Genomic DNA, 19,383 nt, shown 5'->3' with positions numbered 1-19,383 from the left:
CCGACTCCGCTTGACGCGAACGACGGCATCACAGCGGCTGTGAACTCGGTAGGCTGGTCTCCATGGCAAAGCGTGCTCCTGAACCCGAAAAGCGTCCTGGGTTCTTCTCCCAGATCAAGTCCCTCTTCCGGTTCACCCGTGAGGCCTACTCATGGCTTCCGTGGGCTCAGCTCGCGATCCTGGTCGGCGGCGTCCTCCTCGGTCTCGTCGCCGGCTATCTGATCCCGCCGTTCCAGATCTGGACCCTCGTCCTCTGGGGCATCACGGGTCTCATGCTCGGCGTCCTCGGCGCGCTTTTCCTCATGACCCGCCTGTCGACGTCGGCCATGTACACGAAGATCGACGGAATGCCCGGCGCCACCGGCCACGTGCTCAGCACCAGCCTCGGCCGCAGCTGGCAGGCTTCGGAGACGCCCGTCGGGATCAACCCGAAGACGCAGGAGGCGGTGTACCGCACCATCGGTCGCGGCGGCATCGTCGTCGTGGGTGAAGGTGCACGCGGCCGCCTGACCCGCCTCGTCAACGAGGAGCGCAGCAAGGCCCAGCGTGTCGCGCACGGCGTGCCCGTCACGGTCCTCTACGTCGGACACGGCGAGGACGAGGTCGCGATCGCCGACCTGGCGAAGACGATCAAGAAGCTTCCGAAGGCCATCGACAAGACCACCATGGCAGCGGTCATCCGCCGCGTTGACTCTGTCTCGCAGTCGCTGTCCTCGCTGCCGATCCCCAAGGGGATCGACCCGACGAAGGTGCGCTCGCAGCGACCTCGTTGAGACCCGCACGCCGAAACGACGAGCGCGGCCGTCCTCCTCGGAGGGCGGCCGCGCTCTCGTTCATTCGGAGAGCGGCTGGCGGGGCAGGCGGCGGACCTTCGCACGGCGACGACGCCGCTCGGGAACCATCGAGCGCATCTCGTCGAGCTTGCCGAAGCAGAACAGCCGATCGTCGGCTTCCAGGACGACATGCTTGCGCGGGTTGGGGATGACGCTCACCCCACGGTGGAGCGTGAGGACCGTGATGTCCCGTTCCCAGAGGCCCGCCTCCCCCAGCGTCTTGCCGACCAGGTCGACCGCACCGTGCACCATGAGTTCCGCGACACCGTATCCCGTGGACACGGTGAGGCGCTGCCGCACATCGATCTCGGGGAATGCGACCTGACCGGCGATGTAGTCGATGATGGCGCCGGCCACGTCGAGCTTCGTCGCCGTCTCGATCCCCTGCAGCCCCGGCGAGGAGTTGACCTCCATGACCAACGGGCCGTCGTCTCCCTCGAGCATGTCCACGCCGGCGACCCGCAGACCCATGATCTGCGCGGAACGGACGGCGGCGCGCTCGTAGACGGGGTCGAGCTCGATGGCCTCGACCGATCCACCGCGGTGCACGTTCGAGCGGAACTCGTCGCCGGCAGCGGATCGGCGCATCGCCGCCACCACTCGGTCGCCCACCACGAGCGCTCGAATATCACGTCCGCGACTCTCCGAGATGAACTTCTGGATCAGCACGTTCTGCTTGGTGGAGTGCAGCGTCTCGATGATCGCCTCGGCCACCTTCACCTGGGGGGCGAGGATGACGCCGATTCCCTGAGTACCCTCCAGCAACTTGATCACGACCGGCGCTCCACCGACGCGCTCGATCGCCGGGCGCACGTCTGCCCGGTTGCGCACGAACGCGGTCGGCGGCATCGCGATGTTGTGCCGCGACAGGATCTGGTTCGCACGCAGCTTGTCGCGGGCGCTGGAGATGCCGTTCGCGGTGTTCGGCGTGTACACGTCCATCTGCTCGAATTGCCGGACGACGGCTGTGCCGAAGTACGTGATCGAGTTGCCGATGCGCGGCAGGATCGCGTCGTAGTCGCTGAGTTGACGGCCCCGATAGTGGAGGTCAGGTTCATCGGCTGTGAGATCGATCGCGAAGCGCAGGGTGTTGAGCACCTTGACGTTGTGTCCGCGCTGAAGCGCGGCCGCGCGCAGTCGCTGGGTGGAGTACGCCTGAGGCGCACGGGAGAGCACTGCGATCTTCACGGGGGAATTTTCCTGCCAGGATGTATCAGGTGAGTAGGACTACCCCCCATTCAAACACCCTTACGGGGTGGCGAGAATGGGTGAGCCTGCCCGATCTCGGAGTCGACTGGCTGAAGGCCAAGATCGACACGGGTGCGCGCACCTCCTCGTTGCACGCGTTCGACATCGTGGAGTTCGAACAGGACGATCAGCCCTGGGTCCGTTTCAAGGTCAAACCCTGGCAGGACAGCCAGGAGGACGCCGTGGTCGTCGAGTGCCCGGTCCACGACCGTCGCGCCGTTCGCAGCTCGTCCGGGCACGCGCAGCAGCGCCTCGTGGTGGAGCTGCTGATCCGCCTCGTGGACCGCGAGGTGCTCGCCGAGGTGACGCTGAGCAACCGCGACGAGATGGGCTTCCGGATGCTCATCGGAAGAGAAGCACTGCGGCAGGGATTCTCGGTCGACCCCGCACGATCCTTCCTCGGGGGGCGAGCACCTCGGGAGGCGCGGCGCCGCAACCGCGGCAAGATCTGAGCGCGGCGCTCAGGCCCGGATGAGAATGGTGCCGACCGCCTTGTCATGGAGGCCGCGCTGGTCGGCGTCCCAGATCACCGCCGGCACGACGACGACGAGCAGCAGTGTGCGGACGATCGGGCGCCACAGCCCGACCCAGCCACCGTCGCGGCGCACCACGCGCATCCCGAGGATCCGGTGACCCGGACTGCCTCCCGCGGTCGGGATGAAGAGGATCTGCAGCACGGCGAACACCAGCATCGGGGCGAACTGCGTGAGACCGGCTTCGGTGGGAAGCGCGAACTGGTCGTAGCCGAGGAAGGCGGTGGCGATGATGGTCGCGGCGAGGTAGTCGATGAGCAGGGCCCCGATGCGGCGGCCGGGCCGGGCGATGCTGCCGGGACCCGACTCCGGGAGTCCGAGTCGCTCACCGGGGTATGTGTTCACAGCATCCGTCACTCCCCCAGCCTACCGAGCGTGAAATACCGCGTTCGTCCCCGGCTCCCGTAACACGCCCGAAACAAAGCGGATACCGTAGAGAAATCCCCCGTCCGTACTCTGCAGAGTGGCCGTGAAGCCATCGATCCGCATTACAGGAGTCGTACATGTTCAAAGATTCGTCCGAGGTACTGAGCTACATCAAGGAGAACGACGTCAAGTTCCTTGACATCCGTTTCACCGATCTCCCGGGTGTGCAGCAGCACTTCAACATTCCTGCATCGACGGTCGACGAGGCTTTCTTCACCGACGGTCAGCTGTTCGACGGCTCCTCGATCCGTGGCTTCGCGAGCATCCACGAGTCCGACATGCAGCTCATCCCCGACGTCACGACGGCGTACGTCGACCCCTTCCGCGAGGCCAGCACCCTCGTGATGCTGTTCGACATCTACAACCCGCGCACGGGCGAGATCTACTCGAAGGACCCGCGTCAGGTCGCCAAGAAGGCGGAGAAGTACCTCACCTCCACCGGCATCGCCGACACCGCGTTCTTCGCGCCGGAGGCCGAGTTCTACATCTTCGACGACGTCCGCTACAACGTCACCTCCAACTCCAGCTTCTACAGCGTCGACTCGGAAGAGGGCGCCTGGAACACCGGCCGTGAAGAAGAGGGCGGCAACCTCGGCAACAAGACCCCGTACAAGGGCGGCTACTTCCCGGTGAGCCCGGTCGACAAGACCGCTGACCTCCGCGACGACATCACCCTCAAGCTGATCGACGCCGGCTTCATCCTCGAGCGCTCGCACCACGAGGTCGGCACCGGCGGCCAGCAGGAGATCAACTACCGCTTCGACACGATGGTCCACGCGGCGGACGACATCCTCAAGTTCAAGTACATCGTCAAGAACACGGCCGAGGAGTGGGGCAAGGTTGCGACCTTCATGCCCAAGCCCCTGTACGGCGACAACGGCTCGGGTATGCACACGCACCAGTCGCTGTGGAGCGACGGCAAGCCGCTCTTCTACGACGAGGCCGGCTACGGTCAGCTCAGCGACATCGCGCGCTGGTACATCGGCGGCATCCTGGCGCACGCGCCCGCGCTCCTCGCCTTCACGAACCCGACGCTGAACAGCTACCACCGTCTGGTCAAGGGCTTCGAGGCCCCGGTCAACCTGGTCTACTCGGCCGGCAACCGCTCCGCCGCGATCCGCATCCCGATCACGGGTTCGAACCCCAAGGCCAAGCGCATCGAGTTCCGCGCACCCGACGCCTCCGGCAACCCGTACCTCGCCTTCGCTGCGCAGCTGATGGCGGGCCTCGACGGCATCAAGAACCGCATCGAGCCGCACGAGCCGGTGGACAAGGACCTCTACGAGCTCCCGCCCGAGGAGGCCAAGGACATCCCCCAGGTCCCGAACTCGCTGCTCGACTCGCTCGACGCCCTGGCGGCCGACCACCAGTTCCTCCTCGAGGGCGGCGTGTTCACCAAGGAGCTCATCGAGACCTGGATCTCCTACAAGTACGAGAACGAGATCCTGCCGATGGCGCAGCGCCCGCATCCCTTCGAGTACGAGCTGTACTTCGGCGTCTGACCCGCTTCGGATCAGCATCCGGCCCAATTCCCGCGAGAATCGCAGGAATTGGGCCGGTTCTGTCTGCGGAGTTGTTGCGATATCACGCACGCAGTTTGCGTTCTGTCCCCTTTTAGGGGGACAGAGAAGACAATTCAGACCCGACGAAAGAGATGTTCGCACCCGCACTCGGCATTCCTTCCCACTCCTCCGGGCGCGTGGCATAGGTTGGGTGTATGCGCGTCACAGAAGACACGAAAGACGGGAGCCTCCGGAGAAACCGGGTGCTTCTCTGGGTGACGTCGACAATCGCAGCTCTCGCCGTCGGGGCAGCCTGCGCCTGGGCAGCCATGACGATTCTGCGACCGGCAGAAGACCCACTCAAGGCAACGGAATTCACCTATGTCGAGGTGACGCCAGGCGAAGTGGGGGACTCGATGAAGCTCAACACCGTCGCCGAGTGGAAGCAGGTGCCGATCGCGGCGAACAGGGCATCCGGCGTCGTCACGGGCGTGGGCATTCAGGCAGGTGCGCAAGTCGCCCAAGGCACGACCTTGTACAGCGTCGACCTCCGCCCCGTCGTGGCGGCCGCCGGTTCGGTCCCGATGTTCCGGACCATCGGCGAAGGAGCCCAAGGCCCGGATGTCGCGCAGGCGCAACGGATGCTCGGCGCGCTCGGCCACTACGGCGGCATGGCTGACGGAGAAGCAGGTGACGGCACTGTCGCGGCGATCAAGCGCTGGCAGGAATCGCTCGACCTGGAGCCGACAGGGGTCATCGACGAGGGCGACCTCATCTTCGTCCCGGACCTGCCCGCGCGTGTCGCACTCGACACGAAGGTCGTCCGCACCGGCGCGAGCCTCAGCGGCGGCGAGGAGGTTCTACAGGGCCTGCCGACTGCCCCGGAGTTCTCCGTCCCCGTGACCGACACGCAGGCGAGCATGATTCCGACGGGCACACGCGTGGAGGTGACGGCGCCCGACGGCGCGGTGTGGGTCGGCACGGCAACCGAACAGGTGCGTGACGCCGACTCGGGAGACGTATCCATCGCGCTGACGGGCGACAAGGGCGCCGCCGTGTGCTCCGACACCTGCAGTCAGGTCCCGGTGGAGGGGCCATCGTCACTCGTGTCGCGGATCGTCACCGTGGAGACGGCAGCAGGCCTCGTCGTCCCGTCCGCCGCCCTGACCACGACGGCGGACGGTGCGACGGTCGTGGTGGACAGGGAAGGGAAGCGACATGCCGTGACCATCGAGGCTTCGGCGAAGGGCATGTCCGTGGTCTCCGGCGTCTCCGAGGGCACCGAAGTGCGCATCCCGGCGAAAGGAAACGCCGATGGAAGGTGAGAGTGCCGGCCGGGGCGTCGAGACAGCTGAGCGATTGCGTCATCCCGCCCTGGAAGCACGCGACGTGACCTTCGAATACGTGCGCGGCCGCCCGGTTCTCGAATCCTGGTCCGCGCAGTTCATGCCCGGCACCATGACCGCGCTCACGGGCCCGTCGGGTCGCGGAAAGTCCACGCTGCTCTATCTCCTCGGGCTCATGCTCCACCCCGCCAGCGGGGATGTCCTCGTGGACGGCGACCCGGCCGGTGCGCTCCCCGACCGCGACCGCGCACGACTGCGAGCGGAGCGCTTCGGGTTCGTCTTCCAGGACGCGGCTCTCGACCCGACCCGCACCGTGCTCGACAACGTCACCGAGACGTCGCTGTACCGCGGACTCGATCGTCGCGAGTCCGCGGGACGAGCCACCGAACTGCTCGTCAGGTTCGGAGTGGACGTTCCGCCGAATCGCCGCCCCGGGCAGGTGTCGGGTGGACAGGCGCAACGCATCGCCCTGTGCCGCGCACTCCTGAACGACCCGCAGGTGCTCCTTGCGGACGAACCCACCGGGAACCTCGATCCCACCACCACCGGCCTCGTGATCGATGCACTGCGGGAACACGCGAGTACCGGCGCGGCGGTCATCGTGGTCACGCACTCTCCGGTCGTGGCTGATGCGTGCGACGTGGAGATCGGCCTGTGACCCCGGCCGTCCTGCGGGAGGCCTGGGCATCGGCCCGGTCCCAACCCGTCGCCTCTCTGCTGACCGTGCTCGTGGTCATGGGCATGGTGCTCACGGTGATGCTCACCACGGGGCGCACCGTCGGGGCGGAGCAGGCCGTCCTCGGTTCCATCGACTCCGCCGGCACACGCTCGATCGTCATACGCGCAGACGCGGGCGCCGGCGTCACCAGCGAGGTGCTCGAACGTGCAGCGGGCATCCGCGGAATCGAGTGGATCGGCGGGTTCTCGGCCGCGGTCGACGCCACCAACGCGGCGGTCACAGACGGCACCCGCGTGCCCATCCGCTATCTCTACGGTGAGGACGTGGCTCAGCTCGGCATCCCGGAGGACGCAACGGATGGTTCGCTCGCGTGGGCATCGGCGCGCGCACTCCGCGACCTCGGCATGGCCGACAGCACAGGCGGAGTCAGGCTCCTGTCGGGCGAGAGCTTCGGGGTGACGGGGCCGTTGGCCATTCCGTCCTTCCTGGCGCCGTTCGAGCCGGTGGTGCTCCTCCCACGGCAGGAATCGATGGGCAGCGAAGAACTCGTGCTCCTCGTGGTCGTCGCGTCGAGCCCCGAGCTGGTGACTCCGGTGAGCGAGGCGGTACTGTCCGTCCTCGCTGCGACCGACCCATCGAAGGTGAGCGTCGAGACGAGCGAGAAGCTCGCGAACCTTCGAGGTCTCATCGAAGGCCAACTGGGGAGCTTCTCCCGAGGTCTCGTGATGGCTCTGCTCGCGTTGACGGGGGCTCTGGTGACGGTGCTGCTCTATGGGCTCGTGATGATGCGCCGCAAGGACTTCGGAAGGCGTCGGGCGCTGGGCGCGACAAAGCGCCTCATCATCGCGCTGCTCCTCACGCAGACGGCCGTGCTCGCCGGTATAGGTGCGGTCGGCGGGCTCGTGATCTCTGCGGCAGCGCTGCTCGCCACGGGCGACCCGCTGCCGGGGCCCGCGTTCTGTCTCGCTCTCGTCGTGCTCACGATGACGACCTCGTTGTTGGCGGCACTGGTTCCGGCGTTCGTCGCCAGCCGCCGGGAACCGATAAGAGAGCTCCGGGTCCCGTAGGACCCGGAGCTCTCCTTCGAGGCCGCTCTACTCCTCAGCGCCCAGAGACCATGCGGGTTGGGGGCACGCGGTCGCAATCTCTTTGTAGCGAGATTGATCGGTCGCTACGGTGTCGATATCCGACGCCATATATGCCATCCATCGATCGCCGTGGAACGTGTCGATATAAGCCTGTTCACTCGGCGGCTCGTCAACATTGAGCCCCTGTTCGATAAGGCATTCCCGCGTGGCCAATTCCATGTCATATACCTCTGCGATCCGCTCAGGTGCATATGCCGCGACACGGTCTTCCACCACGGCCCAGCATTCTGCGGAGGCCTCGTCATACGTGTCGGCCTGTGCGTCGGGAATATCGTTGCTGTTCGCTTCGATACCGCCGTCCCAACTGATCGACACATCCCAACCTTTGTCGACGAGACATTGATAGACGACATTGGCTGCGGGTGACTGACTGGTTCCGGACGACACGGCTCCCTCGCTCGGATCCGGTGTCGAAGCGCACGCCGTCAGCGAAGCGAGGAGCAGCGCTGCTCCGGTCCAGGCGAACAGTGCGGGTCGTCTCCTCATGGTCCGCGAGCTTACCGGCGGCACCCCATGTACGGCGAGGACAGGTAGCCGGCGCTGCTGATCTCCATCCACGTCGGGCCGCCGTTGTAGAACCCGTAGAAGCTTCCGAAGCCGGCCGGGCGAGTCACGCGCTTCCACTCGCCCGGAAGCTCGTGGTAGTGCGTCACCGACTGCGTACCCCCCGCGGACGTGTACGAGGTCAGCTGCCGGCAGTTGGCCGAACCGGTCTCCCAGGCTGCTTGCGCTGCGGGAGCCACCAGCAACCCCAGAGCGACAGCGACCCCCGACGCTGCGACACCCAGCTTGAGACGACGACGTGAACGCGACATTGCTTCTCCTTCGTTGATGCGAGGGCCATGAACCTCCGGCCTGCTTGCAGGCTAGGGAAGCCGGTACAGGGGCTCAACGGATCGCGCAGAGGATGGCACAGATTCCCCGATTCGCCACTGCGGCGGTTGCAGCGCGAGGGTTCCTCTTATCCGTTGACGATCCCGTGAAGTCCTTACATCTGCCTCGAACCGCACATTCGGAATCGGACCCGCCAGTACAGTGAGCCGGAGAGCCCAACCAGACGGCCCGGGAGTCGATTCGCGTGACAAGGAAGAGCCTCCGCGAGGAGCAGCGGCTCAAGGGCGAGGCCTTCCGCGAGATGTTCGACCTGAACTTCGTGCGCGTCCTCCGTTTCATCGAGGGCCAGGTGTCCGACCGTGCGGCCGCCGAGGACATCGCCGCAGACGTGTTCAGCGTGGCCTGGCAGAAGTTCGATCGCCACGACCCGTTCGGCTTCCCCTGGCTCATCCGCACCGCGATACACAAGGTCCGCGACTTCCAGCGCAGGGAGTACCGCAAGAAGGACGCCATGGCCACGGTCATACGGCTTGCCGAGGTCGCGCCCGAGCCGCGTGATGCTCTGGAGATCATCGCTTTGCAGGAGGCGCTGCGGCAGCTGTCGCCGGACGACCTCCACCTGATCCGGCTCACGTACTGGGACGGGATGTCCGCGGGCGAGGTGGCGGAGACGTTGCGCATCCGACCCGGGTCGGTGTGGACACGTCTGCATCGCGCTCGCAACAGGTTGAGGACATTTCTCGATGTCCCGCAGAAAGTCGGTGATGTCCATGAACGACGATGAACTCGACGAGATGCTCCGCCTCGTGAACCCGGTGCGGACACCGCGGGATGCGCCACTGACCGCCCGGCAGCTGGCGATCCGCGAACGCATCATCGCCACGCCCGACCGCCGCAAGCCGGTCAGGGTCCTGGCTCTGGTGACCGCGCCGGTTGCCGCACTGAGTGCCGTGGTGATGATGCTGTTCGCGGTGCTCGGCCCTGTCGGTCAGCAGCCCGCGGCGGCGTTTGGTCCGCCACCGCTCATCTATTCCGAGACGAACCTCTCGGCACGGGAGGTCGTCGACACGGCACAGCAGCGACTGTCGGAGTCATCCGGGTCTGCGCACACCGCTGCGCAGCGGATGTCGAGGTCGACCTCGTGGCGACTCGTGGTCGAAGACGATGGCGAGCCCCAGGCGGTCCGGTTCATCGAGCCCGTCGTCACGGAGCTCACCTGGCACCCGGATCTGTCCGGGACACGACAGGTGACGGCCGGAGCACCTGTCGCGTCGGACGGAGAGATCGCGGCCGAACAAGACGTCGAGGCCGGCACGGTCATCGATACGACTCGTTTCGGTCCCGGCGAGTACCCCGTGGCCGTGGCGGACGCCGACAGCATGGACGAAACCGACATCCTCGGACTCCTCGACGCGTACGCACCGCTCGACAGCGGATCGCCGGCCGGTGACGCCGTCTGGGCATTGGTCGACGTGTTCGGCGAATGGACCCTGTCGAACGAGCAGCACGCCTGGTTTCTCAGCGCGCTGCTGGACTATCCGGAGCTCACGGTGCTCGGGACGACGAAGGATCGACTCGGGCGAGACGTGATCGGCCTGCAGGCGGGAACGAGCACACCGGGCGAGACCGCAACGCTACTCCTGTCGGCGAAGACAGGCCGGATCCTCGGTGTCGAGACCGCCGTGACGAGCGCCGACCACCCCCTGACCGTTCCCGCTGGAACGGTCATCGCCTACATCCTCTGGGAGGACAACACATGATTCGCACCCTCAGCGCCCTCGTTCTGGCCGCCGGCCTGGTCGCGAGCCCGTTCGCGGCAGCACCCGCACAGGCGCAGGCCGACCTCGACCCTGCGCTCGAGTACGCCCTCGCAGCCAGCCCGGGCGGAGTCGTCGTCTCCGACACGAGCGCGGTGTGGCCGGAGATCGGAATGCGCCTGGATGTTCTCGGCTCGACGTCTTCCGTCGCCGCTCGCGCGGTGGGCGATTGCGCCACGGGCGCGATCTGCGCGTATTCGGCCGCCGGTCAGGCCGGCGTGAAGCTCACATGGTCATCGTGCGGTTCGAAGTCGACCGCCGCGCTCGCAAGCGTCGGTTCCATCGCCAACGGACGCTCCGGTGTGCTCTCTGCGCGGCAGGGAACGACGGTGAGGGCCTCGGCGGGCTCCAATTCGTACGCGAACGTGCCGGTCTCGTACCGATCCTCGATCACGAACGTGTACTGCTGAACGAAGAGCGGCACCCGTGATGTAAGGATTCCCGTCGCCGCTCGACTGACCGGGTGAGGGGGTTTGCTTCGACGGCCCTTTCCGGAGGGAGTCGAATGAGCAGCCTCACCGTCCCGTGGGCCCCGTCCCGCCATGACATCGCGCGCCAGCGACGAGAGCAGGCCGAGACCATCATCCGACAGCGCGCGCCGGACCCGAGCTTCGGCGTGGCGACTCTGGCGGATGAGCTCCACCTCTCGGTCCGCCAGCTCTACCGCTGCTTCGCAGGTCACGTGAGTCCCACGGAACTCCTCGCCCGAACCCGGGTCGCCTCAGCGGTCGCGCTGATGCTCGCCGCCCCGGAGACCCCGGTCGCAAACCTCACCGTCGCCGCGGGGTTCTCCGACCCGTCGACGCTGCGATGCCATCTGCTCCGGTACACGGGCATGGGAGCACGCGAGCTGCGCCGAGCGATACGGGCGCACGACCCGGTCGTGTGCGAAAGACACCGTGACGTTTCGGCGGGGCGACGGCTCGAGAAGCTCTCCCGATGACGTGACCGGCCTTCCCGCCCGCCGAGGCGCGCAGGCTCCGCCGGGTGTCGCTCAGCACGTGGGCACCCCGTGTGGAGGATGATCGACTGAGTCTGAAAGATGGAGGGCCCATGCGCCGCAAGAGAGTGATCGCGCCCAACGAGCCGCAGACGGTCCCGGCCCAGCGCAGATCCACCACCACCGCCGCGGCCGCCGCGCGCGCCAATCCGTTCATGTTCGGGCTCCTCGGGGCTCTCGGCGTGCTCGTCGCCCTCGCCATCGGCGGGATCGTGGATCAGCTCGCCACAGTGCTCGTGTACGTCGGCGTCGCGCTTTTCCTCGCTCTCGGCCTCGATCCGATCGTCCGATTCATCGAGAAGCGGCTCCCCCGCGCTGCGGCCGTGACGATCGTCGTCGCGGGCGTCGTCCTCGCCTTCGCAGGCATCATCCTCGCGATCGTCCCGGTGCTGGTCGAGCAGATCGGCAACCTCATCAAGGACGGTCCGAAGATGGTGGAGGACTTCATGGAGAGCCAGTGGTTCAAGGATGTGAGCGGCCAGTTCGGCACGACCATCAAGGACGCGGCCCAGGGAGTGCTCGACTTCGTCCAGAACCCCGACAACTTCCTCGACATCGGAGGCGGCGTGTTCGCCGTGGGCGCCGGCATCGCCGGGGGCCTGACCGGCATCACGATCGTCCTGATACTCACGCTCTACTTCATGGCCTCGCTGCGCAGCATGAAGCGCACGGCCGGCCGCTTCGTGCCCGCGTACCAGCGCGAGACCTTCAGCGAGCTTCTGGAGGATGTGTCCGGTGCGGTCGGACGCTACGTGATGGGGCAGGCGAGCCTGGCACTCATCAACGGCGTCCTCAGTCTGATCGTCCTGTCGATCATCGGCGCACCGGTGCCCGCACTCCTCGCGCTCATCGCCTTCGTCGGCTCGATGATCCCGCTCGTCGGCACGCTGACGGCCTCCATCATCAACTCCCTGATCTGTCTGTTCGTCTCGCCGGTGACGGCGCTCATCGCCTTCGGCTACTACCTCGTCTACATGCAGATCGAGGCGTACGTCCTCTCGCCGCGCATCATGAGCCGTGCCGTGGCTGTGCCGGGAGCCCTGGTCGTCATCGCCGCGGTCGCCGGTGGCGCACTCGGCGGCATCCTCGGCGCACTCGTCGCGATCCCGGTGGCCGCGAGCATCATCATCATCGTGCAGAAGGTGGTCTTCCCCACACAGGACCGCAAGAAGGCCCCGCCGGTGATCACCGTACCGTGACGATGATTCCGGCGGAGGTCGCGGTGCAGACGCGTCTCAGCGGATGAGCAGGGCCCCCGGCTGCACGCGGACGTCGAACTGCGAGACCTCCCCCATCTCCTCGCCGTCGATCTCGAACACCAGGGGTGTGTCCAACTGCACCGAGATGTGCTCGACGGGCAGATGACGTGCGGAATCGGTGCTGACGGCCTCATCCGTCGCCCCGAAGATGCGTCGGATCCCGTTGTCCCAGACGAACGACCGCAGGGTGTCGAGCCACTGGAGTGCGCCGTCGGCGCTGATCATCAGCACATCCAGCTTGCCGTCGTCGAGAACCGCATCGGGAAGCAGGCGGATGCCGCCCTGCACCATCCCGCAATTGCCGATCAGCATCGTGTGACCGCGCACCGCGACCGCCTTCTCGCCGTCGATCGCCAGAGTGATGTCGGTCATCTCGGTACCGGCCAAGGCCCGACCCATCGCCTCGACGTACGCCAACCAGCCGGCCTTCGACTTGAGGTCGTCGTCGGTTTCGACCAGCATCTGCGCGTCGATCCCGAAGCCGACCATGACAGCGAAGGCGTGCTCGGTGCCGTCGTACGACACCCAGCCGAGATCGATACGTCGGGGCTCCGCATCCCGCACCCGCTCGAGCGCGGCGGGGATATCGGCGAGCGGGACCTCCAGGTTGCGTGCGAGCAGGTTCCCCGTGCCCTGCGGGACGATTCCGAGGGCGGTCTCCGTTCCTGCGAGCGATTCGGCGACCGCACGGACGGTGCCGTCGCCACCGACGGCGATGACGATGCCCCGGCCGTCCTCACGTGCCTCCTGCGCCATGCCGCGGCCCGGGTCCTCGGGCGTCGTCTCCCACCAGCGGATGTCGTACTGCTCGTCGAACACGTCGCTCACGGCGTCCTGGAGAACCTCTTTCTCGACCTTGGAGGGATTCCAGACGATTCCGATGCGCGTATGGGTCATATCGTCAGCTTGGGACACCTCGCCCGATACTGCAAACCGACGGGGCGGACTATCCGTAGAACAGGTCCTCGAACGTCTTGCGCGCACGGCGGGTGACCCCGAGGTAGTCCTCCTCGAGCTCGGTCGCCGAGCGGTCGGGGTACCCGAGCAGGCTGCCGATCGCGTCCAGCTGGCGCCGATCCGCCGGGAGAAGGTCACTCGTCTGCCCGGTGAGCAGGGTGATCGCGGAACGGAGCCTGCTGGACAGGCGCCACGCCTCCCGCAGCCGCTCGGCGTCGCCCTCCTCCACGAGATCGGCGGCGACGGCGGCATCGAGCGCGCCGAGGGTCGATGTCGTGCGCAGGCCGGGGATCGCATAGGCGTGCTGCAACTGGAGCAACTGCACCAGCCACTCGACATCGCTGAGCGTGCCGGGGCCCAGCTTCAGATGGCGCCGCGGATCAGCGCCCTGCGGTAGCCGCTCCCCCTCGACCCTGGCCTTGATCCGCTTGATCTCTCGCGTGCCTTGAAGATCGACCGATTCCGGGTAGCGGATCGTGTCGGCGAGGGCCGTGAACCGCTCGATCAGCTTCGCGCTCCCGGCCACACCCCGCGCACGAAGCAGGGCCTGCGCCTCCCAGGAGAGCGACCAGCGCCGGTAGTACTCGGCATACGCCGCGATCGACCGCACGACCGGTCCGTTGCGCCCCTCGGGCCGGAGGTCGGCGTCGAGATCGAGCGGGACCCGGTGATCGGTCAGGTGCTCGCGGAGTCCCGCCACGATCTGCGTGGCGAGCTTCTGCGCCCGTTGCGAGTCGACCCCGTTCGCGTCGTACACGTAGAGGATGTCGGCGTCCGACCCGAAACCGAGTTCGGCGCCTCCGAAGCGCCCCATGGCGATGACCGCGAAATCGAGTTCTGCGGCGTCGTCGGGGACGACCTCGCGGATGACGGCGCGCAGGGCCGCCTGGATCGTCGCCTCCGTGATCTCGGTGAGCGCGACCGCGACCTCCTCGATCGTCAGCACGCCGAGGACGGCACCCATCGCGGTGCGCAGCAGCTCCCGACGGCGCAGAGCCCGCACCGCGCGAAGGGCGTCGCCGATGGTCTCGTGACGGGTCTGGATCGCCCGTGCCTCTTCGTCGAGCGCGGCCGCCCCGCGCGGACGCAGCCGGTCGGTGCTGTCGAGCCACGCGACCGACTCGGGGATCCACTCCAGCAGCTCCCCGACGTAGCGCGACGTGGACAGCAGCCGGGTGAGGCTCTCGGCGGCGCCGGACGAGTCCCGCAGCATCCGGAGGAACCACGGTGTGTCGCCGAGGCGTTCGCTGATCCGGCGGAAGGCGAGAAGCGCGTAGTCCGGATCGCTTCCATCGGCGAACCACCGCACCATGATCGGCATCAGCGCCCGCTGGATCGTCACCTTGCGGCTGAGCCCGGTCGTGAGTGCGCCGATGTGCCGCAGGGCACCCGCGGGATCGCGGAACCCGATGGCCGCCAGGCGGTCATGCGCCTGCGCCGTGGAGAGCGTGCGCTCCTCCTCGGGGAGACTGGCCACGGCGCTGAGCAGCGGACGGTAGAACAGCCGAGTGTGGATCTCGCGCACTTCGCGGCGCACCGACTCCCATCGCGTCCACACACCGTCGCCGCTCTCGGCGAGGGCCGTGCCGCGCGCCAGCACGCGCAGGCCCGCGGGAGTGCGCGGAAGCAGATGCGTGCGGCTCAGTTCGCGCAGCTGCAGGCGGTGCTCCATGAGTCGCAGGATGCGGTAGTCGTCAGCGAACGTCGCGGCATCCGCTCGTCCGATGTAGCCGCCGGCGACGAGCGCATCGAGACTCTCCAGCGTGCCGCGCGTGCGGATCGACTCGTCGGTGAGGCCGTGGACCAGCTGAAGCAGCTGCACGGTGAACTCGATATCGCGTAGACCGCCCGCGCCGAGCTTGAGCTGATAGGGAGCGTCGTCCGGATCGATGTGCTCGGTCACGCGCTCGCGCATCCGCTGGACGCTCTCGACGAAATCCTCACGGGCAGCGCTCGACCAGATCTTCGGCTGCACGGCCGCGACGTACTCCGCACCGAGCTCGGCATCGCCCGCGAGGGGTCTCGCCTTGAGCAGCGCCTGGAACTCCCAGCTCTTCGCCCAGCGGTCGTAGTAGGCGAGGTGCGACGCGAGCGACCGGACGAGCGCGCCCTGCTTGCCCTCCGGCCGGAGGTTCGCGTCGACCTCCCACAGCGGCGGCTCCACCTCGATGCTGTCGAGTCCGCGCATCGTCTCGCGCGCCAGCCGCGTCGCGATGTCGATCGCGCGCGCTTCCGTCACGACCTCCTCATCGCTGGTGCCGCCCACGAAGATCACGTCCACGTCGCTGACGTAGTTGAGCTCGCGGGCGCCGGCCTTTCCCATGCCGATGATCGAGAGCCGCGTCGCCGCCACCTGCTCCTTCGGGGTGGTCTCGCTCAGACGCGCGCGTGCGATCGCGAGCGAGGCCTCCAATGCCGCGCCGGCGGCATCCGACAGCGCGGCGGACACCGCGGCAACCACCGTCTTCGGCTCGGGGTGGGTCAGATCATAGGCGGCGATGGCGGCGAGGCTGCGGCGGTAGGCGACACGCACGGCCACGACCGCCGCGTCGTCCGCCGACTTCGCGAAGCCGTCTCGGGTGCCGACCGAGGCCAGCAGCTGCGCACGGAGCGACTCCGGCGACGGCAACGTGTCGAGGGGCTCCCCCAGCACCGAGAGCTGATCGGGATGGCGGAGGAAGAAGTCGGCCAGCCCCTCCGAGGCGCCGAAGACCCGCCACACGCGGTGACGCGTCTCAGCGCTGTCGAGCAGGGCCTTCAGCGGGCCTGCGTCCCGACGCGCGACACGGACCATGCCCCGCACCGCGGCGTCGGGGTCGGCAGCATCCGCTCCTTCGAGAAGCGACGATCGCGGGATTCCGAGCACCGCCGCCAACTCGGACAGGGATGCCGCCGCTTCGCTCAACTCGGCGAAACCGAGCCTGGCCAGGGCGGAGAGGGAGACGGAGTCGTCCGGTCGGGCCATCGGCGCGGGTCAGAGCAGTTCGAGGTTGCTCTTCAGCTCGAACGGGGTGACCTGGCCGCGGTAGGCCTCCCATTCCTTGCGCTTGTTGAGCAGCACGTAGTTGAAGACCTGCTCCCCCAGCGTCTCGGCGACGAGCTCGGACGCCTCCATGTACTCGAGGGCGTGATCGAGGCTCGCGGGCAGCGCCTCGTATCCCAGCGCACGCCGCTCGGCGTCACTCAGCGACCACACGTTGTTCTCCGCCTCGGGCGGCAGCTCGTAGCCCTCCTCGATGCCCTTGAGTCCTGCCGCGAGCAGCAGCGCGTACGCGAGGTACGGGTTCGAGGCGGAGTCGATGCCGCGGTACTCGACGCGCGACGACTGGCTCTTGTTCGGCTTGTACATCGGCACGCGGATGAGGGCCGAGCGGTTCGCATGCCCCCAGGTGACGAAGCTCGGTGCCTCGTCGCCTCCCCAGAGCCGCTTGTAGGAGTTCACGAACTGGTTCGTGACGGCGGAGATCTCGTTCGCGTGTCGCAGCAGACCCGCGATGAAGTGTCGACCGGTCTTGGAGAGCTGGTACTTCGCGCCCTCCTCGTAGAAGGCGTTCTGGTCGCCCTCGAAGAGCGACATGTGGGTGTGCATGCCGCTGCCGGGCTGATCGCTGAGCGGCTTCGGCATGAACGTCGCGTAAACGCCCTGCTCGATCGCCACCTCCTTGATCACCGTGCGGAAAGTCATGATGTTGTCGGCCGTGGTGAGGGCATCCGCATAGCGGAGGTCGATCTCGTTCTGGCCGGGTCCACCCTCGTGGTGGCTGAACTCGACGGAGATGCCGAGGTCTTCGAGCATCCGCACCGACCGTCGACGGAAGTCGTGGGCCGTTCCACCGGGAACGTTGTCGAAGTAACCGGCCGAGTCGACCGGGACGGGACCGTCGGGTCCGAACGACGACGACTTGAGCAGGTAGAACTCGATCTCGGGGTGCGTGTAGAACGTGAACCCGGCATCCGCGGCCTTCGCGAGCGTGCGCTTGAGCACGTGCCGCGGGTCGGCCACCGCCGGCTGACCGTCGGGCGTCGTCAGGTCGCAGAACATCCGCGCCGTCGGATCGATCTCGCCGCGCCACGGCAGCGTCTGGAACGTCGTCGGATCCGGCTGCGCGAGCAGGTCCGACTCGTAGGTGCGCGTCAGTCCCTCGATCGCCGAGCCGTCGAAGCCGATGCCCTCAGCGAATGCACCTTCGACCTCGGCCGGAGCGATCGCCACGGACTTGAGCGTGCCGATGACGTCGGTGAACCACAGCCGCACGAACTTGACGCCGCGCTCCTCGATCGTCCGGAGGACGAAGTCCCTCTGCTTGTCCATGGCTACTCTGCGCCCTGGCCCTTTGCGTCGCCCGCGTTCTGAGAGCCCTTGACGTCCCAGCCCTGCTCCACGGCTTCCTCCTCGGCCCAGGCGCGCGAGCGCTCCTGGAGCACCTCGGGCGCGCGGCGGGCTTCGGCCTCCGTGTCGAAGGGCCCGATCCGGTCGACGGAGGGCGAGATCATGCCGAATTCGACCTCGCCGGTCTCGGAGTTGTACCAGTACTTGTGGTCGCCGTCAGACATGTCTGCCCCTTCTTCACGTGGTGTCATCGATCCTACTGGCGTGCACCGCTGTCGCTAAGCTATCGCCCATGGCAAAAGCGATCGGCGTCGACATCGGCGGCACGGGAATCAAAGCAGGAATCGTCGACCTCGAGCACGGAATCATGGCATCCGACCGGGTGCGTGTCCCCACTCCTGAAGGCGCATCGCCGCAGGATGTCCTGAACGCCGTGCAGACCGTTCTGAAGACTCTCGACGTGCACGACTCGACCCTTCCGCTCGGGGTCGCCTTCCCGGCGATCGTCAAGCGCGGCAAGACGCTCTCCGCGGCGAACGTGTCGAAGGAATGGATCGACTTCGATGCGGAGCGCTTCTTCCGCGACGGGCTCGGCCGCAACATCGTGTTCGTGAACGACGCGGATGCCGCCGGCGTCGCCGAGGCCCGCCACGGCGCGGCCAGGGACGTGCGCGGTTTCACCCTGCTGACCACGCTGGGCACCGGCATCGGCTCGGCCTTCCTCTACGACGGCGTGCTGCTGCCGAACACCGAGCTCGGTCACCTCAACTTCGGCGAGTACGAGTCGGTCGAGACGTACGCCGCGACCTCGGCGCGCGAGCGCGAGGGCCTCAGCTGGGCCGCATGGGCGGAGCGCCTGCAGGCGTTCTACTCGCACATCGAGTTCCTGTTCAGCCCTGACCTGTTCGTGGTCGGCGGCGGCGTGTCGAAGAACGCCGGGGACTTCCTCCCTCTGCTCGACCTCAAGACCCCGATCGTCCCGGCGATCCACCGCAACAACTCCGGCATCATCGGCGCGGCATCGCTCGCCGGCGACTGAGAGACCACGACCACTCCTGACGACGAAGGCCCCGATGACTGTGACGTCATCGGGGCCTTCTGCTGCCTGAGGCGAATGGGCCGACCTGTACGCCGGGTTCTGTTCCGGGGTTCTTCGCCCCTTCGACGGCCATCTCTCTCGGCGACACGTTGCCGTGGCACTCTAGCGGTCTACCCGAGGACTCGGCGAGCCGCGTCATCATCCTCTGTCTGACCTTGCTCCGGACGAGGTTTACCTGGCGGGCCATGTCACCATGGCCCCCGGTGGTCTCTTACACCACCCTTTCACCCTTACCCCTCGCGGGGCGGTCTACTCTCTGTGGCACTTTCTCGCGGATTGCTCCGGGTGGGCGTTACCCACCGTCCTGCCCTGAGGAGCCCGGACGTTCCTCGGTGCGGTCACCCGCCACGCGGCCGTCCAGTCGACCCATTC

20 protein-coding genes and 1 other RNA gene are annotated in these 19,383 nt (G+C 67.2%); 12 read left to right on the top strand and 9 right to left on the bottom strand.

What is annotated here, in order from left to right:
• Positions 1-62: 62 nt before the first annotated feature.
• Positions 63-773 (top strand): DUF4191 domain-containing protein, encoded by a 711-nt coding sequence (locus AC6CHX_RS01860; RefSeq protein ID WP_136042085.1) that lies wholly within the window; start codon positions 63-65, stop codon positions 771-773.
• A gap of 60 nt (positions 774-833) precedes the next feature.
• Here AC6CHX_RS01860 and AC6CHX_RS01855 read toward each other — a convergent pair whose 3' ends face one another.
• Positions 834-2,021, bottom strand: coding sequence for a RimK family alpha-L-glutamate ligase (locus AC6CHX_RS01855; RefSeq protein ID WP_029265073.1), 1,188 nt, complete (start codon positions 2,019-2,021; stop codon positions 834-836).
• A gap of 20 nt (positions 2,022-2,041) precedes the next feature.
• Here AC6CHX_RS01855 and AC6CHX_RS01850 point away from each other — a divergent pair, with 20 nt between their 5' ends.
• Entirely contained in the window at positions 2,042-2,533 is a 492-nt protein-coding gene (locus tag AC6CHX_RS01850; protein ID WP_205820314.1) for an ATP-dependent zinc protease family protein, read from the top strand.
• Positions 2,534-2,542: 9 nt separating this feature from the next.
• On the opposite strand, the gene AC6CHX_RS01845 is transcribed toward AC6CHX_RS01850, so the two are convergent.
• Positions 2,543-2,971 (bottom strand): RDD family protein, encoded by a 429-nt coding sequence (locus AC6CHX_RS01845; RefSeq protein ID WP_136042084.1) that lies wholly within the window; start codon positions 2,969-2,971, stop codon positions 2,543-2,545.
• A gap of 146 nt (positions 2,972-3,117) precedes the next feature.
• On the opposite strand from AC6CHX_RS01845, the gene glnA (AC6CHX_RS01840) reads away from it, so the two are divergent.
• The 4 genes from glnA (AC6CHX_RS01840) to AC6CHX_RS01825 all read left to right on the top strand — a co-directional run bounded on the left by glnA (AC6CHX_RS01840) (position 3,118) and on the right by AC6CHX_RS01825 (position 7,634).
• The gene (glnA, locus tag AC6CHX_RS01840) at positions 3,118-4,542 is read left to right on the top strand and encodes a type I glutamate--ammonia ligase (protein ID WP_021200702.1); all 1,425 of its coding nucleotides are present in this window, start codon (positions 3,118-3,120) and stop codon (positions 4,540-4,542) included.
• Between the two features lie 416 nt (positions 4,543-4,958).
• Entirely contained in the window at positions 4,959-5,867 is a 909-nt protein-coding gene (locus AC6CHX_RS01835) for a peptidoglycan-binding protein (RefSeq protein WP_498271427.1), read from the top strand.
• Positions 5,868-5,931: 64 nt separating this feature from the next.
• Positions 5,932-6,546: an ABC transporter ATP-binding protein gene (locus AC6CHX_RS01830; RefSeq protein WP_498271426.1), complete on the top strand. Its 615-nt coding sequence runs from the start codon at positions 5,932-5,934 to the stop codon at positions 6,544-6,546.
• Positions 6,543-7,634 carry an ABC transporter permease gene (locus AC6CHX_RS01825; RefSeq protein WP_498271425.1) on the top strand — a complete coding sequence of 364 codons (1,092 nt, stop codon included), beginning with the start codon at positions 6,543-6,545 and terminating at the stop codon, positions 7,632-7,634. The genes AC6CHX_RS01830 and AC6CHX_RS01825 overlap by 4 nt, the downstream gene beginning before the upstream one ends.
• A 27-nt stretch (positions 7,635-7,661) precedes the next feature.
• Here the strand turns inward: AC6CHX_RS01825 and AC6CHX_RS01820 are convergent, their stop codons facing one another.
• The gene (locus tag AC6CHX_RS01820) at positions 7,662-8,201 is read right to left on the bottom strand and encodes a hypothetical protein (RefSeq protein ID WP_498271424.1); all 540 of its coding nucleotides are present in this window, start codon (positions 8,199-8,201) and stop codon (positions 7,662-7,664) included.
• 11 nt (positions 8,202-8,212) lie between these two features.
• Positions 8,213-8,530: a hypothetical protein gene (locus tag AC6CHX_RS01815; RefSeq protein ID WP_498271423.1), complete on the bottom strand. Its 318-nt coding sequence runs from the start codon at positions 8,528-8,530 to the stop codon at positions 8,213-8,215.
• 263 nt (positions 8,531-8,793) lie between these two features.
• Between AC6CHX_RS01815 and AC6CHX_RS01810 the strand changes: the two genes are divergently transcribed.
• From AC6CHX_RS01810 to AC6CHX_RS01790, 5 genes are all read left to right on the top strand, one after another.
• On the top strand, positions 8,794-9,333 hold the full coding sequence (locus AC6CHX_RS01810) for an RNA polymerase sigma factor (RefSeq protein WP_498271422.1): 540 nt from the start codon (positions 8,794-8,796) through the stop codon (positions 9,331-9,333).
• Positions 9,320-10,309, top strand: coding sequence for a hypothetical protein (locus tag AC6CHX_RS01805; RefSeq protein ID WP_498271421.1), 990 nt, complete (start codon positions 9,320-9,322; stop codon positions 10,307-10,309). Before AC6CHX_RS01810 ends, AC6CHX_RS01805 begins: the two co-directional genes overlap by 14 nt.
• Positions 10,306-10,776: a hypothetical protein gene (locus tag AC6CHX_RS01800; RefSeq protein WP_498271420.1), complete on the top strand. Its 471-nt coding sequence runs from the start codon at positions 10,306-10,308 to the stop codon at positions 10,774-10,776. The genes AC6CHX_RS01805 and AC6CHX_RS01800 overlap by 4 nt, the downstream gene beginning before the upstream one ends.
• A 95-nt stretch (positions 10,777-10,871) precedes the next feature.
• The gene (locus AC6CHX_RS01795) at positions 10,872-11,309 is read left to right on the top strand and encodes a helix-turn-helix domain-containing protein (RefSeq protein ID WP_498271419.1); all 438 of its coding nucleotides are present in this window, start codon (positions 10,872-10,874) and stop codon (positions 11,307-11,309) included.
• A 110-nt stretch (positions 11,310-11,419) separates the two neighbouring features.
• Positions 11,420-12,565 carry an AI-2E family transporter gene (locus AC6CHX_RS01790; protein ID WP_136042082.1) on the top strand — a complete coding sequence of 382 codons (1,146 nt, stop codon included), beginning with the start codon at positions 11,420-11,422 and terminating at the stop codon, positions 12,563-12,565.
• A 36-nt stretch (positions 12,566-12,601) separates the two neighbouring features.
• Here the strand turns inward: AC6CHX_RS01790 and AC6CHX_RS01785 are convergent, their stop codons facing one another.
• Genes AC6CHX_RS01785 through AC6CHX_RS01770 form a run of 4 tightly spaced genes read right to left on the bottom strand, consistent with a single transcriptional unit; the run spans position 12,602 to position 18,136 of the window.
• A complete protein-coding gene (locus AC6CHX_RS01785; RefSeq protein ID WP_498271418.1) occupies positions 12,602-13,522 on the bottom strand; it encodes a diacylglycerol/lipid kinase family protein in 921 nt (306 codons plus the stop codon).
• 49 nt (positions 13,523-13,571) lie between these two features.
• On the bottom strand, positions 13,572-16,547 hold the full coding sequence (locus AC6CHX_RS01780) for a bifunctional [glutamine synthetase] adenylyltransferase/[glutamine synthetase]-adenylyl-L-tyrosine phosphorylase (RefSeq protein WP_498271417.1): 2,976 nt from the start codon (positions 16,545-16,547) through the stop codon (positions 13,572-13,574).
• A 9-nt stretch (positions 16,548-16,556) separates the two neighbouring features.
• On the bottom strand, positions 16,557-17,894 hold the full coding sequence (gene glnA / locus AC6CHX_RS01775; protein ID WP_029261804.1) for a type I glutamate--ammonia ligase: 1,338 nt from the start codon (positions 17,892-17,894) through the stop codon (positions 16,557-16,559).
• Positions 17,895-17,896: 2 nt separating this feature from the next.
• A complete protein-coding gene (locus AC6CHX_RS01770) occupies positions 17,897-18,136 on the bottom strand; it encodes an SPOR domain-containing protein (RefSeq protein WP_498271416.1) in 240 nt (79 codons plus the stop codon).
• Positions 18,137-18,204: 68 nt separating this feature from the next.
• On the opposite strand from AC6CHX_RS01770, the gene ppgK reads away from it, so the two are divergent.
• Positions 18,205-18,951 carry a polyphosphate--glucose phosphotransferase gene (gene ppgK / locus AC6CHX_RS01765; RefSeq protein WP_029261802.1) on the top strand — a complete coding sequence of 249 codons (747 nt, stop codon included), beginning with the start codon at positions 18,205-18,207 and terminating at the stop codon, positions 18,949-18,951.
• Between the two features lie 72 nt (positions 18,952-19,023).
• Here ppgK and rnpB read toward each other — a convergent pair.
• An RNA gene (gene rnpB / locus AC6CHX_RS01760) (RNase P RNA component class A) lies at positions 19,024-19,380 on the bottom strand.
• Positions 19,381-19,383 lie beyond the last annotated feature (3 nt).

The organism is Microbacterium sp. GQ128, assembly GCF_059758615.1.
Note: the sequence above shows the minus strand (reverse complement) of the source record. Positions and strands in the feature narration are given on the sequence as shown.